We start from the raw sequence: 14,124 nt of genomic DNA, 5'->3' as shown, positions 1-14,124 counted from the left end.
ATTAAACAGCTCGATTTGCAGGTGGTGCAACAGGCTCGTGACTGGCTGGCTGGCGGCAAAGCCGTCTGGCTATGCACGGTTCTCTCTACGTTCGGCTCGGCCCCACGCGGGCCCGGGGCAATGCTGGTGGCGCTGAGCAGCGGTGAGCATTGCGGTTCCCTGTCTGGCGGCTGTGTGGAGGAGGACTTTCTCGAACGGGTCGCTGCAGGGCAGTTTCAGCCGGTCAATCAGGTCGTTCGCTACGGCGACGGCGGCTTCGCACCGACGCGGGCCTTGCCGTGCGGTGGTGTGCTGGGTGTATTGATCGAGTTCATTGCACCGAGTCCGCAAGCGGATGCACATCTGGGGGCTATCGAGCAGGCGCTTGCCGGACGCGAGCTGGTCAGCAGGCACGTGCAGTTGGGCGGTGGGCAGAGAGAAATCGGAACTGCAACGATGGGCGAAGCGCGGGTGCAGGTGGACGGCGAACGCATCAGCATTCGTATGGGGGCGGTGTATCGCGTGCTGCTTGCCGGGCTATCGCCGGTGGCGGAGTTCTGCGCCAGTTTTGCCGTCGCGATGGGCTATGAAGTCATCGTCTGTGACCCGCGTGTCGAGGTCACCTCAGGGTTTTCGATGCCGGGTGTCGAGGTGCGCGGTGTATTGCCTGCGGTGTTCATTGCCGAAGGTGGCTGTCACAGTTCGACGGCGGTACTGGCGTTGACCCATGATCCGAAACTGGACGATCTGAGCATGCTTGAAGCCGTACGCACTGAGGCGTTCTACATAGGCGCGATGGGTTCGATGCGCACCAGCAGCAAACGTCTGGAGCGTCTGGGCCGGATCGGCGGGCTGGATGCCAGGGTGCTGAAGAGAATCCATGCCCCCATCGGCCTGAACCTGGGCAGCAAGACGCCTTCCGAAATCGCCATTGCGGTGATGGCTGACATCCTGCGCGTGGCCAACGGTGTCAGTCGTGCCGAGGTTTAAGGTATTGCGCACAGGCTTGCGCCAGCGCTGACGGAGTGTCGGCGTCGCGCAGAATGCCTGGGTCATCGCAATTCAGTACGTCACACACCTCCGGGTTGTTCATGATCAGGGCTTTAGCGCCCTGATCGCCTTCCAGCGTCTGCAGTGTCGGCCAGAACTGCCGACCAATGATCACCGGATGGCCGCGCTGGCCGCCATGCATTGGCACGGCAATGCGCTGAGGATTGGCCATTGCGGCCAGGTCACGCAGGGTCTGCGGCTTTATCTAGGGCATATCTGCAAGCAGAATGGCGACGGCCTCGGCAGCGGAGTCCATTAAGGCGGCAATGCCGCTGGCGAGACTGTGGCCCATGCCCAGGTCGGCATGTTCGCTGCGGATGATTGTTACGTCTGCGGGAATACCCAGTGCTTCAGCGTCATCGTCCGTACGCAGTACCAGCCCCACGTTGCCGAATTCGTTTCTAGCGTTTTCAAGACTTGCGGTCAGCAAGGTACGTCCACAGGGCAATGCTGCCTGTCTTTTATCGCCACCAAAACGCCTGCTTCGGCCTGCCGCCAGTACCAAGGCGAACACTTTGGGGTTCTGGCTGTCTATGCTGCTCAATCCGATGCCTTATGAGTCGTGAGAGGGTTCGCGTGCAGCCACACCATGCAGTACGGCTGGTGTACGCAGAATGCCTTATTTCGCTGCTCTGCCGGTAGCGGTACGAATCATGTTTTCGAGGGTTTCAAGTGGACAATCACATTCGTCCTGTCGAGCTGGAAAAAGCCTACCGTCTGCTCAATCACGGCCCGACGGTGCTGGTGTCCTCCAGTCATGAAGGCACTCACAACGTCATGTCTGCCGCATGGGCCTGTGCACTGGATTTCTCGCCGCCCAAGGTGACACTGGTGATCGACAAGATGACCAAAACCCGTGGGCTGGTGGAGAAGAGTGGTTATTTTGCGTTGCAGGTGCCCAATCTGGATCAATTGCAGATGACCTTCGACGTCGGCACCCAGAGCAAGGTCTTCACCCCGGACAAGCTTGATAAAGCCAATGTCGACCTGTTTCTGATTGAAGATCATGTCACGCCGCTGGTTGTCGGTTGCTCTGCCTGGCTGATCTGCAAGGTCATTCCGGAGCCGCACAATCAACAGACCTACGACCTGTTCATTGGCGAAGTCATCGGCGCCTGGGCTGACACCCGTGTGTTCAACGACGGGCACTGGGAGTTCGAAAAGGCCGACCCGAAATGGCGCAGCCTTCATTACGTGGCGGGCGGGCATTTCTATACGATTGGTGAGCCTGCGATTGTGGAAACGGGCGAGGAGTAATCGCCCTGGACGCTTGGAAGACTGGACGCAGAGCGTCCAGAACGGCATGTCGACGCAGAGCGTCGCACGATAGTTGAAGTTCACGCACCCAGAGGGTCTTGTGGGAGCGAGCTTGCTCGCGAAGAGACCCGCATGACCGCCAAAGATTTATGCTGATGTGAGTCCGCCTTCGCGAGCAAGCTCGCTCCCACTGGGACATGTGTACTGGTGTTTCCCAACCCTCAGTGCCGATCGCGCCATACGGTCTGTGCATTGCAGAACTCGCGTACACCGAAGTGCGAGAGTTCACGGCCAAAGCCGCTTTTCTTCACGCCGCCAAACGTCACGCGCGGGTCTGAAGCGCTGTAGCCGTTGATGAACACACCACCGGTTTCCAGTTCTTCGGTCATGCGCTCTGCCAGTTGCAGATCACGTGTGTAGACCGTCGCGGTCAGGCCGAATTCGCTGTCATTGGCCAGCTCCAGAGCGTGCTGCGCGTCGCGGGCGGTAATGATCGATGCTACCGGGCCGAACAGCTCCTGCCTGAAGGAAGTCATCTGGTCGGTCACGTCGCCCAGTACGGTCGGCTCGTAGTAGTTGCCTTGGCCATCAGCCTTCTTGCCGCCCAGCAACAGTTTCGCGCCTTCGGCAAGGGTGTCCTGAACCTGAGCATCCAGTTCATCGCGCAGATCGAAGCGTGCCATCGGACCTATGTAGGTCTCGCCGGACAACGGATCGCCGATCACCAACTGGCGAGTCTGCTCAACGAACCTGCGCGTGAACTCCTCGACCACACCTTGCTCGATGATCAAACGCTTGGCCGCGGCACAGACCTGCCCAGTGTTCTGGAAACGACCGATGACAGCCGCTTTCACAGCCTGATCCAGGTCTGCGTCATTGAGCACGATGAACGGGTCGGAACCGCCCAGCTCCAGCACGCACTTCTTGAGCGCCGCACCGGCCTGAGCACCAATGGCCTGGCCGGCGCGAACACTGCCGGTCAGCGTGACGGCCGCAATGCGTGGGTCGGCAATGGCCTTCGAGACGCCCTCGGCAGCCACGTTGATGACTTCAAAAACGCCCTGCGGGAAACCGGCGCGCTTGAACGCGTCGAGCATCAGGTATGCGCAACCCATGACGTTGGGTGCATGCTTGAGCACGTAGGTATTGCCTGCCAGCAATGTCGGAATTGCGCCGCGCAATACTTGCCAGATCGGGAAATTCCACGGCATCACCGCAAGAACAGGGCCCAGCGGACGGTACTCGATGCGTGCCTTGTCATGCTCGACCTGAGTCGCCTCGGCCATCAGCATTGCCGGGCCTTGCGCTGCATACCAATCGCATAACTGCGCGCATTTCTCGACTTCGCCTCTGGCCTGCGTCACAGGCTTGCCCATTTCCCGGCTGATCATCTGGGCAATGTTTTCGGCGTCGTCGCGCAGGGCCTGGCCCATGGCGATGATCAGTTGCGCACGTTGCTGGACAGGCGTGCGCTTCCAGCCTGCAAAGCCGGCCGTCGCACGCGACAGGCTGCGATCCAGCATGGCGTCGGATTCGAAGGCGTAGTGGCCGATCTGTTCGCCTGAGGCGGGGTTGATCGAGATTGCGTGGGTGTTGCTGGTGACAGTAGTCATTGCGCCATCCTGTTGAGGTGGGAAGTGGGACCAGAATATAGGTGTGCAATGCTTTCTAAAACTGAATAATAATGATCGCATCGTTCATGATTGGAGAATGAAATGGATCTGGTTCAGCTGGAGATGTTCAAGGCGGTGGCTGAACACGGCAGCATCAGCGCTGCTGCGCAGCATAATCATCGCGTGCCCTCGAACCTGACGACGCGTATCAAACAGCTGGAGCAGGATCTGGGCGTCGACCTGTTCATTCGCGAGAAGCACCGCTTGCGCCTGTCTCCCGCAGGCTGGAATTTTCTCGATTACACGCGGCGCATATTGGACCTGGTACAGGAGGCGCGGCTGGCGGTTTCTGGCGAAGAACCGCAAGGGCCTTTTTCACTGGGCTCGCTGGAAAGCACGGCGGCCGTGAGGATTCCTGCGCTGTTGGCGGTCTACAACCAGCAAAACGCCAAGGTCGAACTGGACCTGTCCACCGGGCCGTCCGGCACCATGATCGACGGTGTGCTTGCCGGGCGCCTGGTTGCTGCGTTTGTCGACGGGCCGGTGCTGCATCCATCACTTGAGGGTGTGCCGGTATTCGAAGAGGAAATGGTCATCATCGCGCCACTCAACCATGCGCCGGTCAAGCGCGGGCGGGATGTGAGCGGTGAAAGCATCTACGCGTTTCGTGCCAACTGCTCGTACCGGCACCACTTCGAACGCTGGTTTACCGAGGACGCCGCAGTGCCGGGCAAGATCCACGAAATGGAGTCTTACCACGGCATGCTGGCCTGCGTCAGCGCCGGTGCCGGCTTGGCGCTGATGCCACGCAGCATGCTGGAAAGCATGCCCGGTTGTGCCACAGTCAGTGTCTGGCCCTTGTCCGAAAAGTTTCGTTACCTGCACACCTGGCTGATCTGGCGTCGAGGCACCGTATCGCGCAGCCTGACCCGCTTCGTGGAGTTGCTGGAAGAACAGGCCAGACCGCCGCAAGCCGGATGAGGTAACGTCAGCACTTACTGCGCGGCAGATACCCGTCCGGCAATCGCTGCACCCACTTCCTGGGTCGAACGCTTGCCGCCCAGGTCCGGTGTGACGTCGCCACTGGCAATCACTTGCTCGATAGCAGTGATGATCTCGTCATGAGCCGCCGTGAAGCGTTCATCGCCCTGGCCGAGGAATTCCAGCATCAGCGCGCCGGACCAGATCATCGCAATCGGGTTGGCGATGTTCTTGCCGAAGATGTCGGGCGCCGAGCCGTGCACCGGTTCGAACAGGGACGGGAAGTTACGCTCCGGGTTGAGGTTGGCCGACGGCGCAATGCCAATGGTGCCAGCGCACGCCGGGCCGAGGTCGCTGAGGATGTCGCCGAACAGGTTGGACGCCACCACCACGTCGAAGCGCTCGGGTTGCAGCACGAAGCGCGCGCACAGAATATCGATGTGTTGCTTGTCCCAGCTGATGTCCAGGTACTGACTGGCCATCGCCTCGGTGCGCTTGTCCCAATAGGGCATGCTGATCGCCATGCCGTTGGATTTGGTCGCGGAAGTCACGTGCTTGCGCTCGCGTTTGCTGGCCATCTCGAAAGCGAACCTGAGAATACGGTCCACACCGCGACGGGTGAACACAGATTCCTGCAACACGAACTCGTTTTCGGTGTTTTCAAACATGATCCCGCCCAGCGACGAGTATTCACCTTCGGTGTTTTCCCGCACCACGATGAAATCAATATCGCCCGGTTCGCGATTGGCCAGCGGGCAGGGCACGCCGGGAAACAGGCGCACCGGACGGATGTTGGCGTACTGATCGAACTCGCGGCGAAACTTGAGCAATGAGCCCCAGAGAGAGATGTGGTCTGGCACTTTTTCCGGCCAGCCCACGGCACCGAAAAAGATCGAGTCGAAGCCTTTGAGCTGTTCAAACCAGTCGTCCGGCATCATCTTGCCGTGCTTCAGGTAGTAATCGCAGCTGGCCCATTCGAAGTATTCGAACTCCAGCTCCAGACCGTGCTTCGCGGCGGCAGCCTGAACCACGCGTACGCCTTCGGGCAGTACTTCAAGGCCGATGCCGTCACCGGCGATGGCAGCAATACGCAGTTTCTTGTTGTTCATGTCGGGCACTCTTGTCGGACGGCTTGTCAGGGATGAGTCACACAGGCCATCCATGCTATAAGCACACGATATAAAGATAATCAGTCGATTAATGGGTTGAGAAAACACGAATCGTGAATTATCCAAACCTTGATGACCTGAACGTGTTCATCCACGTTGCTCGACGCTCGAGCTTCGTGGGTGCTGCCAATGAGCTGGGCATGTCCGCTGCTTATGTCAGCAAGCGGGTCAAACTGCTGGAGCAGAATATGAGCGTGGTGTTGTTGCACCGCTCAACGCGGCAAGTGTCGATTACCGAAGACGGCGAGCGAGTCTATGAGTGGGCTAAAGGCATTCTGGAGTCGGTGCAGCAGATGGGCGACGAAGTTGCCGCGCTGCACGGCGAGCCCAGTGGCTTGCTGCGAGTGGTCAGCAGCCAGGGCTTCGGTCGCCGTTTCGTAGCGCCTGCCTTGTCGGAGCTGGCGGCGCTTTATCCGAAGCTGGATATACGTCTGGATATTCAGGACCGGCTGGTCGACCTGATCGAGGAGGGCGTCGACCTGGACATCCGCGTCGGCAACGAAATTGCCCCGCACCTGCGTGCAAGACACCTGGCCAGCAACTGGCGCGTGTTGTGCGCGAGCCCCGCTTACCTGAAAGATCATGGGGTGCCATTGAGTATCGGTGAGCTGGCCAACCACGATTGCCTGGTGATCAAGGAGCGCGACCGTCCGTTCGGCATATGGCATCTCAATGGGCCGCAAGGCGCTGAAACCGTCAAGGTAACCGGCAGCCTGTCCACCAACCACGGCGAAATCGCCCGCCAGTGGTGCCTGGACGGGCGCGGTGTGTTGCTGCGTTCGCTCTGGGATGTGCGCACTGACCTGGCCGAGGGTCGGCTGGTTCAGATGCTGCCGGAATACCGTCAGGATGCAGACATCTGGGCGGTGCATACCTCGCCGCTGATGAGTTCAGCCAAGGTCCGCGTCACGGTGGAGTTTCTGCGTGACTACCTCGCCTTGCATCCCTCACCGGCAAACCGCTGACCCGTGCAGACCGGCGTCAGTGCGATCCCGCTGCCTTGTTCAGGTCGCTGTCCGTCCATTCAGTGTAGATACACGCGTCGGCAGCGGCCCAGCGTACCCGCACCGGGTCGCCAGCCCTGAGCCGCATGCCGGTCGCTGAAAGCGCTTTGACAGTCATGGCAGTACCGCCTGTGGTGACCACCGAGCAGGTCTGGCTCTCGCCGAGAAAAAGCACCTCATTGACCTTGGCACTCACTTCGTTCCAGCCTGCTTCCAGTGGTGTTCCAGCAGCCTGTTCAACGCTCAGCGCCTGGGCTTTCTCCGGGCGAACCATCAGCAGAACGTCCTGATCGGTCTTCAGGCCCGGGGTCAGGCGAATCGCCAGCGCAAGGCCTTCAAACGTAGCTACGGCGTTGCCCTGTGCTTTGAGCCTGAGGAAGTTCGAGTTGCCGAGAAACGACGCAACGAAGGCATTTGGCGGGTCCTGATACAGGTCATAACCCGAGCCCAGACCGACGATTTTGCCGTGGCTGAAAATCGCGATGCGCTGGGACAGGCGCATGGCTTCTTCCTGATCGTGGGTCACATAGACGATGGTGATGCCCAGCCGACGATGCAACTGACGCAGTTCGTCCTGCAGGTCTTCACGCAGCTTCTTGTCCAGTGCGCCCAGCGGCTCGTCCATCAGCAGGATGCGTGGCTCGTAGACCAGCGCCCTGGCAATGGCGACTCGTTGCTGCTGGCCACCGGACAGTTGCGAAGGGCGGCGGTGAGCAAACTCTTCCAGCTGGACGAGCTTGAGCATCGCATCGACTTTCTTTTCGCGCTCAGCCGCAGGCAACTTGCGGATCGCCAGCGGGAAAGCAATGTTGTCGCGTACCGACAGGTGCGGGAATAGCGAGTAGCGCTGAAACACCATGCCGATGTCGCGCTTGTGCGGCGGCACATTGACCAGCGATTTGCCACTGACCAGAATCTCGCCCGAACTGGGCGTCTCGAAACCGGCGAGCATTGACAGCGTGGTGCTTTTGCCCGAGCCACTGGAACCTAGAAAGGTCAGGAATTCGCCGTCCTGAATATCCAGGGAAATGTTGTCGACAGCGGCGAAATCACCGTAGTGCTTGTTCAGGTTGCACAGGCTGACCAGCGTTTTCTGATCCTGATGGGCGGGGTCTTTGATCACGGCACTCATGAAGTACTCCTGGCTTCGTTGCGGCGACGCAGGGTCGCGGCGATGAACATGATCAGCACCGACAGGGCAATCAGCAGCGTTGAGGCAACAGCAATGACCGGCGTCAGGTCCTGACGCAGGGTGGTCCACATTTTTACGGGAAGGGTTTGCAGGGTCGGGCTGGCCATCATCACACTCAGCACCACTTCGTCCCACGAGACCAGAAACGCGAACAGCGCGCCAGCCATCATGCCCGGACGGATGCCGGGAAAGGTCACTTTGTAGATCGCCTGCAGGCGTGACGCGCCACAGATTACCGCAGCATCTTCAATGGACTGATCGAACAGTTTCAGCGAGTTGATGATCGAGATGATGGTGAACGGCAAGGCGACGATCACATGGCTGACGACGAAGGAAAACAATGTGCCGGTGTAACCGAGTTTGAGAAACAGGGCATACACGGCAACAGCGATAATCACCAGCGGCACAATCATCGGCAAGGTGAAGACGCCATACAGGAAATCGCGCCCGGGGAAACGGCCGCGCACCAGCGCGAAAGCGGTGGGCAGGCCCAGCGCCACCGAGGCAATGGTGGTCAGAGTCGCGACCTTGAGGCTCGACATGGCGGCCGCCATCCAGTCCGGGTTGGAGAAAAACTGCTGATACCACTTCAGTGTCCATCCGGGTGGCGGAAATACCAGCCACTGTGATGAACCGAATGACAGCAGAACGATGAACAGGATCGGCAGCAACAGAAACAGCGCGATCAGGCCAGTGGTCAGGTACAGACCCGTACGCAGGCCGGGGCTCATGGCATTGGGTGTCAGGAGCATGGCGGTTTACCTCGCGTTACTGGCACCGACCGGCGATTCCGGCTGGAGCTTCAGGTAGAAGTAGAACAGCACCAGCGTAATCAGCACCAGCAACGCAGCGGCGGCACTGGCCAGCCCCCAGTTGAGGAACGACTGCACCTGCTGGACGATGAATTCGGGCAGCATCATGTTCTGCGCGCCACCCAGCAGCGCCGGGGTAACGTAGTAACCGAGCGACATGACAAACACCATCAGCCCACCGGAAAACAGTCCCGGACGGCACAGCGGCAGGAATACCCTGAAGAAGTTGGTCCATGGGCTGGCACCGCAGATCGAGCCGGCCTGCAACACCATCGGATCGATGGCCTGCATGGTCGCCTGCAACGGCAGGACAATGAACGGAATCATGATGTAGCTCATGCCGATCACCACGCCGGTCAGGTTGTGCACCATCTCCAGTGGCTGATCGATAATGCCCATCGCCATCAGCGCCTTGTTGACCACCCCGGACGCCTGCAACAGCACCAGCCACGAGTAGGTGCGCGCCAGCAGGCTGGTCCACATCGACAACAGCACAATGTTCAGAATCCAGCGTCCCCAGCCACGCGGTACCAGGGTGATGACCCAAGCCAGCGGGAAGCCCAGCAGCAGGCTGAACAAGGTCACCAGACCAGCGACGGAAAAGGTATTGAGCAGCACCCGCGAGTAAGCCGAGTTGGCGAACAGTTGTTCGTAGTTGCCAAGGCCCGGCACCGGCTCAAGCACACCGCGCAGCAGCAGGCCGATCAGCGGGGCGAAGAAAAACAGTCCGAGAAAGATCAGCGCCGGAAGCAGATTGCGGCTGCCACGCCAGCGCTGAGCGAGGGAAGGGGATCGCTGCATGCTCGTCGCCTTGTCGTGTGCCGCACCGGCGGTGTGCGGAGCACCACCGGCCGGGATGGGTTGACGAGGAGCGACCGCTGTCATTTTTACTTGACCAGCCATTCGTTCCACCGTGTCGCAATGTCTGCGCCATTCTTGGCCCAGTATGCGAAGTCGAGAGTGATTTGATCGGCAACATGGGCGGTCGGCAGGTTAGGTGCCAGTGTTGAGTCCAGGCGCGCAACGCTCTGAGTGTTTACCGGGGCATAGGCACTGAGGTTGGAGAAGTCTGCCTGGCCTTTGGCGCTGGTTGCATTGGCGATGAATTTCATCGCGGCATCCTTGTTTTTTGCGCCTTTTGGCACGACCAGAAAATCAGCCATGACCAGGTTTTGTTTCCAGCTCACACCCACCGGTGCGCCGTCCTGTTGCAGCGCATAGACCCGGCCGTTCCACATCTGGCCCATCGCCACTTCGCCAGAGGCCAGCAGTTGTTGAGACTGTGCGCCGCCGCCCCACCAGACGATGTCCTTCTTGATGGTGTCGAGTTTCTTGAAGGCGCGGTCGAGGTCCAGCGGGTAGAGCTTGTCGGGGGCTACGCCGTCGGCCAGCAGGGCCAGTTCAAGCACGCCGGGGCTTGGCCATTTATACAGCGAGCGTTTGCCGGGGTAGGTTTTGGTGTCGAACATGGCGGCCCAGTCGACGGGTGGTTTGGCACCCACTTTGCTTTCGTTGTAGCCAAGCACGAAGGAGAAGAAGAACGAACCGGCACCGTGGTCGGTGACAAAGCGCTTGTCGATCTCGTCGCGTTTGATGGTGTTGAAGTCCAGAGGCTCCAGCAGGCCTTCGCTGGCGGCACGCAGGGCAAAGTCGGCTTCGACATCGACAACGTCCCACTGCACGTTACCGCTTTCGACCATGGCCTTGAGTTTGCCGTAGTCAGTGGGACCGTCCTGTACGACCGTGATCCCGCTGGCCTTGCTGAACGGAGCTGTCCAGGCTTCTTTCTGAAAGTCCTGGGTGGAACCGCCCCAGCTCACGAAGTTGACGCTCTCGGCGGCGCTCGCGGCGACACTCGAGAGAGCCAGCACGCCGGCCGCCAGAACTGCTGCTGCACGTTTGTTCAACACCATTTTCACGCCCTCATTTGTTGTGTTTTGAGCGGGCTTTTCTTGCCCGCGTAATCGGGAGCAGTAGGTCCAATGGGCCTTGAAACCTGGTACAGGTCAGGAGCTGTTATTAGTGCTGTCCCTTGGCGGGCGCGCCTGACTAAATCGTGTTTTTATGGAATGTCATATTATGGTATTCCAAAATTTCTGCAAGCGTTTTGCCCTGTCAAAATGCCCTCATCGAGTGTTTTTGCGGTAAACCCATGCGGTTGCCGAGCGGAGGCCGTGGGGCGTGCCCGTGGTACTTTTGCCGGTCAGCCGGGAAACGGAATATTTTCAATCACTTCCAGATCGTAGCCGGTCAAACCTGCGTATTTCAGTGGCGGGCCGAGGTGGCGCAGTTTGCCGACACCCAGATCCTGCAAGATCTGAGCGCCAGTACCGACCTCGGAATAGATACGCGATTGCGAGCGAGTGTATTGGCGCGGCGGCTGGGTAAGTTGCGGAATTCGCTCCAGCAATGCCTGTGAGGACTCGTGACTGGCCAGCACCACGACCACGCCGCGACCTTCTTGCGCCACCCGTTGCAGCGCGGCCCAGAGCGTCCAGTTCGACGGGCCGGTGTATTCGGCGCCGACCAGATCGCGCAACGGGTCGACCACATGCACGCGCACCAGAGTAGGGTCGTCGCGGCGGATATCACCCATTACCATGGCCATGTGTACGCCACCTTCGATGCGGTCTTCGTAGCTGAACAGGCGGAAGGTGCCGTGTACCGTGGGCAGGTCGCGCTCCCCAATCCTGACGATGGTGTGCTCGGTGCTAAGCCGGTAATGGATCAGGTCGGCGATGGTACCGATACGGATTCCGTGTTTCTCGGCGAACAGTTCCAGATCAGGGCGACGCGCCATTGTGCCGTCGTCATTCATGACCTCGACAATCACCGAGGCGGGGGAAAAACCAGCCATACGTGCCAGATCGCAGCCCGCTTCAGTGTGCCCGGCGCGGGTCAGAACACCGCCTTCACGCGCGCGTAACGGGAAGATATGACCCGGCTGCACCAGGTCTTCCGGTACTGCGTGCGGGTTGACGGCGGCCTGAACGGTACGCGCACGATCTGCCGCGCTGATGCCGGTGGTCACGCCCGTTGTCGCTTCGATGGACACCGTGAACGCGGTGGCGAAGACACTGCCGTTGCTCGGCACCATTTGCTCCAGGCCCAGACGCTGACAGTGTTCATCGGTCAGCGTCAGGCAAATCAGCCCGCGTGCTTCGCGAGCCATGAAACTGATTGCCTGTGCTGAACAGCAATCGGCGGCAAGTAGCAGATCGCCTTCGTTTTCCCGGTCTTCGTCATCAACCAGCAAAACCATTTTGCCCAGGCGGTAGTCTTCAATGATGTCTTCGATGCGGTCGAATGCCATGTTCAGTATCCCGGTTTTATGGGTAAACGAATCGTGGTATACCATAAGACAGAATATTTCACAGATTCCCCATCATTGAAACAGTGAGATCACGATGAAGGCTTATTGGATTGCACACGTCGATGTAACCGACCCTCAGCAGTACACTGAATACACCCAGCGTGCCCCCGCAGCGTTCGTGCTGTTTGGTGGCAAATTTCTGGCGAGGGGCGGGCGTTCCGAAGCGCTGGAAGGGCGTGCGACGCCACAACGCACGGTGATTATCGAATTTGAGTCCTACGAGCAGGCAGTTGCCTGCTATCACTCGCCGCAATACCAGAACGCCATGAGCCATCGACAGGGCGCAGCCAAGGCCGAAATCGTGATAGTCGAGGGGCAGCCTTGAGCAGCAGACAAAATCCAGATGCGGCCCGGACTGCTTCGCCTGGAGCTGCGCTTAACGAATAAAATGGACCTTGCCGGTGTCGTCGTTGCCCATGTAGATGCCATACACCCCCGCCTGACGCTCTTCGATATAGCGTTCCAGTATCTGGCGGATGGCGGGGTAATAGATGCTGTCCCACGGGATGTCTTCAGGGGCGAAGAATTGGTAGTCCAGGGTTTCCGGGCCGAACTGGCCGGTGACTTCCAGGGCGATGGCACGGAACACGATGTAGACTTCGCTGATCCGCGGCACGCTGAAGATGGAATAGGGCGAGACGATTTCGGCACGCACTCCGGCTTCTTCCCAGACCTCACGCAGCGCCGCCTGCTCGGTGGTTTCGCCGCTTTCCATGAACCCGGCAGGCAGTGTCCAGGTGCCGGGGCGCGGCGGTATGGCGCGTTGGCACAGCAGATATTTGCCTTCCTGCTCGATGATGCAGCCGGCAATGATCTTCGGGTTGACGTAATGAATGTACTGGCAGCCGCCGCATATCAACCGCGCGTGGGTATCGCCCTCGGGGACGCGCTGAGCCAGGTCAGCGCATCCGCATTGAGGGCAGAAGCGCGGTGTGACCATGTCAGCGCCCTATGCGGGGTTCTTTGAGTGCCACGGGCGCGATGATTTCGCGGACTTTGGTGTCTTCGTCCTGCTTGGATTTCAAATATTCCAGTGCCACGCGTGCGGCGTTGCGCACGTGATCGACCGAGGCCTGATGCGCGGCCATCGGGTCGCCGCTCTTGATGGCCTCGACCATGAGTTCCATTTCCTTGTTGCTCGCACCGCGGCGGTTTTCCTGGGAGACCGAGGTGGCGCGTAGATAGCTGATGCGCGCCTGCAACTGACGCAGCTGTGTTGCGGCGACGTGATTACCGGAGCCTTCCAGCAGTACGTCATAGAAACCCTGGACCGAATCGATCACTTGCTGCAGCTCGCCTTCCTTGAGCGCCTGGCGATTTTCCTCCAGGGCTTTTTCCAGGGCGCGAATGTCCTTGGGCTTGGCGCGCAGGGTGAACAGCTGAACAATCAGGCCCTCCAGTACGCACCGCAGCTCGTAGATATCGCACGCGTCTGCCAGGGTGATAATGGCAACGCGCGGGCCTTTGGCATCGGCGAACTCGACCAGGCCTTCGGATTCCAGATGGCGCAGCGCCTCGCGCACCGAGGTGCGGCTGACGCCCAGACGGTCACACAGATCACGCTCGACCAGACGATCGCCCGGCAGCAGCTGAAAATTCATGATCGCGCTGCGCAGCTTGTCCAGCACAATCTCCCGCAGGGTGACGGGGTTGCGGTTGACCTTGAAGGTGTCATCGAGTGGCAGGCGTTTCAT

General features: G+C 59.7%; 14 protein-coding genes and 1 pseudogene. 5 read left to right on the top strand and 10 right to left on the bottom strand.

Annotated elements, in window-relative coordinates:
- A complete protein-coding gene (locus LJU29_RS15605) occupies nt 1–969 on the top strand; it encodes an XdhC family protein (protein ID WP_257112757.1) in 969 nt (322 codons plus the stop codon).
- Here LJU29_RS15605 and LJU29_RS15600 read toward each other — a convergent pair.
- Nucleotides 950–1,573: pseudogene (locus LJU29_RS15600) on the bottom strand (nucleotidyltransferase family protein). The gene LJU29_RS15605 and the pseudogene LJU29_RS15600 sit on opposite strands and share 20 nt — an antisense overlap.
- Before the next feature lie 128 nt (nt 1,574–1,701).
- On the opposite strand from LJU29_RS15600, the gene LJU29_RS15595 reads away from it, so the two are divergent.
- On the top strand, nt 1,702–2,286 hold the full coding sequence (locus LJU29_RS15595) for a flavin reductase family protein (RefSeq protein ID WP_005733382.1): 585 nt from the start codon (nt 1,702–1,704) through the stop codon (nt 2,284–2,286).
- A 221-nt stretch (nt 2,287–2,507) separates the two neighbouring features.
- Here LJU29_RS15595 and LJU29_RS15590 read toward each other — a convergent pair whose 3' ends face one another.
- Entirely contained in the window at nt 2,508–3,899 is a 1,392-nt protein-coding gene (locus LJU29_RS15590) for an aldehyde dehydrogenase family protein (protein WP_005757877.1), read from the bottom strand.
- A gap of 102 nt (nt 3,900–4,001) precedes the next feature.
- Between LJU29_RS15590 and ptrR the strand changes: the two genes are divergently transcribed.
- The gene (ptrR, locus tag LJU29_RS15585) at nt 4,002–4,880 is read left to right on the top strand and encodes a putrescine utilization regulator PtrR (protein ID WP_257110902.1); all 879 of its coding nucleotides are present in this window, start codon (nt 4,002–4,004) and stop codon (nt 4,878–4,880) included.
- A 14-nt stretch (nt 4,881–4,894) separates the two neighbouring features.
- On the opposite strand, the gene LJU29_RS15580 is transcribed toward ptrR, so the two are convergent.
- Nucleotides 4,895–5,989, bottom strand: a complete 1,095-nt coding sequence (locus LJU29_RS15580) for a tartrate dehydrogenase (protein WP_257110901.1) — start codon at nt 5,987–5,989, stop codon at nt 4,895–4,897.
- A 113-nt stretch (nt 5,990–6,102) separates the two neighbouring features.
- Here LJU29_RS15580 and LJU29_RS15575 point away from each other — a divergent pair, with 113 nt between their 5' ends.
- Complete coding sequence (locus LJU29_RS15575) at nt 6,103–7,014, top strand: LysR substrate-binding domain-containing protein (protein WP_004665017.1); 912 nt, start codon at nt 6,103–6,105, stop codon at nt 7,012–7,014.
- Between the two features lie 16 nt (nt 7,015–7,030).
- Here LJU29_RS15575 and LJU29_RS15570 read toward each other — a convergent pair whose 3' ends face one another.
- The 5 genes from LJU29_RS15570 to ribBA all read right to left on the bottom strand — a co-directional run bounded on the left by LJU29_RS15570 (nt 7,031) and on the right by ribBA (nt 12,370).
- Nucleotides 7,031–8,185 carry an ABC transporter ATP-binding protein gene (locus LJU29_RS15570; RefSeq protein ID WP_257110900.1) on the bottom strand — a complete coding sequence of 385 codons (1,155 nt, stop codon included), beginning with the start codon at nt 8,183–8,185 and terminating at the stop codon, nt 7,031–7,033.
- On the bottom strand, nt 8,182–8,997 hold the full coding sequence (locus tag LJU29_RS15565) for an ABC transporter permease (RefSeq protein ID WP_054995436.1): 816 nt from the start codon (nt 8,995–8,997) through the stop codon (nt 8,182–8,184). Before LJU29_RS15565 ends, LJU29_RS15570 begins: the two co-directional genes overlap by 4 nt.
- Nucleotides 8,998–9,003: 6 nt before the next feature.
- The gene (locus LJU29_RS15560; protein ID WP_080438570.1) at nt 9,004–9,960 is read right to left on the bottom strand and encodes an ABC transporter permease; all 957 of its coding nucleotides are present in this window, start codon (nt 9,958–9,960) and stop codon (nt 9,004–9,006) included.
- On the bottom strand, nt 9,945–10,970 hold the full coding sequence (locus tag LJU29_RS15555) for an ABC transporter substrate-binding protein (protein ID WP_257110899.1): 1,026 nt from the start codon (nt 10,968–10,970) through the stop codon (nt 9,945–9,947). The genes LJU29_RS15560 and LJU29_RS15555 overlap by 16 nt, the downstream gene beginning before the upstream one ends.
- 290 nt (nt 10,971–11,260) lie before the next feature.
- On the bottom strand, nt 11,261–12,370 hold the full coding sequence (ribBA, locus tag LJU29_RS15550; protein WP_257110898.1) for a bifunctional 3,4-dihydroxy-2-butanone-4-phosphate synthase/GTP cyclohydrolase II: 1,110 nt from the start codon (nt 12,368–12,370) through the stop codon (nt 11,261–11,263).
- Nucleotides 12,371–12,464: 94 nt separating this feature from the next.
- Between ribBA and LJU29_RS15545 the strand changes: the two genes are divergently transcribed.
- Nucleotides 12,465–12,755 (top strand): DUF1330 domain-containing protein, encoded by a 291-nt coding sequence (locus LJU29_RS15545; protein ID WP_004665021.1) that lies wholly within the window; start codon nt 12,465–12,467, stop codon nt 12,753–12,755.
- Nucleotides 12,756–12,806: 51 nt separating this feature from the next.
- On the opposite strand, the gene LJU29_RS15540 is transcribed toward LJU29_RS15545, so the two are convergent.
- Both LJU29_RS15540 and LJU29_RS15535 read right to left on the bottom strand, forming a co-directional pair.
- Nucleotides 12,807–13,370 (bottom strand): NUDIX hydrolase, encoded by a 564-nt coding sequence (locus LJU29_RS15540; protein ID WP_005757895.1) that lies wholly within the window; start codon nt 13,368–13,370, stop codon nt 12,807–12,809.
- A gap of 1 nt (nt 13,371) precedes the next feature.
- Entirely contained in the window at nt 13,372–14,124 is a 753-nt protein-coding gene (locus LJU29_RS15535) for a GntR family transcriptional regulator (protein WP_002553605.1), read from the bottom strand.

The sequence above is a fragment of the Pseudomonas ficuserectae genome (assembly GCF_024584585.1).
Classification (GTDB): Bacteria; Pseudomonadota; Gammaproteobacteria; order Pseudomonadales; family Pseudomonadaceae; genus Aquipseudomonas; species Aquipseudomonas amygdali.
The sequence above is the reverse complement of the archived record's forward strand: the minus strand, read 5'-3'. Positions and strand labels throughout refer to the sequence as shown.

Bases quoted from the DNA above. Each gene is read 5' to 3' on its own strand.
- LJU29_RS15590 (WP_005757877.1), bottom strand. From the start codon at position 3,899: ATGACTACTGTCACCAGCAACACCCACGCAATCTCGATCAACCCCGCC.
- ptrR (WP_257110902.1), top strand. From the start codon at position 4,002: ATGGATCTGGTTCAGCTGGAGATGTTCAAGGCGGTGGCTGAACACGGC.
- LJU29_RS15580 (WP_257110901.1), bottom strand. From the start codon at position 5,989: ATGAACAACAAGAAACTGCGTATTGCTGCCATCGCCGGTGACGGCATC.
- LJU29_RS15570 (WP_257110900.1), bottom strand. From the start codon at position 8,185: ATGAGTGCCGTGATCAAAGACCCCGCCCATCAGGATCAGAAAACGCTG.
- LJU29_RS15565 (WP_054995436.1), bottom strand. From the start codon at position 8,997: ATGCTCCTGACACCCAATGCCATGAGCCCCGGCCTGCGTACGGGTCTG.
- LJU29_RS15560 (WP_080438570.1), bottom strand. From the start codon at position 9,960: ATGGCTGGTCAAGTAAAAATGACAGCGGTCGCTCCTCGTCAACCCATC.
- LJU29_RS15555 (WP_257110899.1), bottom strand. From the start codon at position 10,970: ATGGTGTTGAACAAACGTGCAGCAGCAGTTCTGGCGGCCGGCGTGCTG.
- ribBA (WP_257110898.1), bottom strand. From the start codon at position 12,370: ATGGCATTCGACCGCATCGAAGACATCATTGAAGACTACCGCCTGGGC.
- LJU29_RS15545 (WP_004665021.1), top strand. From the start codon at position 12,465: ATGAAGGCTTATTGGATTGCACACGTCGATGTAACCGACCCTCAGCAG.
- LJU29_RS15540 (WP_005757895.1), bottom strand. From the start codon at position 13,370: ATGGTCACACCGCGCTTCTGCCCTCAATGCGGATGCGCTGACCTGGCT.
- LJU29_RS15535 (WP_002553605.1), bottom strand. From the start codon at position 14,124: ATGAAACGCCTGCCACTCGATGACACCTTCAAGGTCAACCGCAACCCC.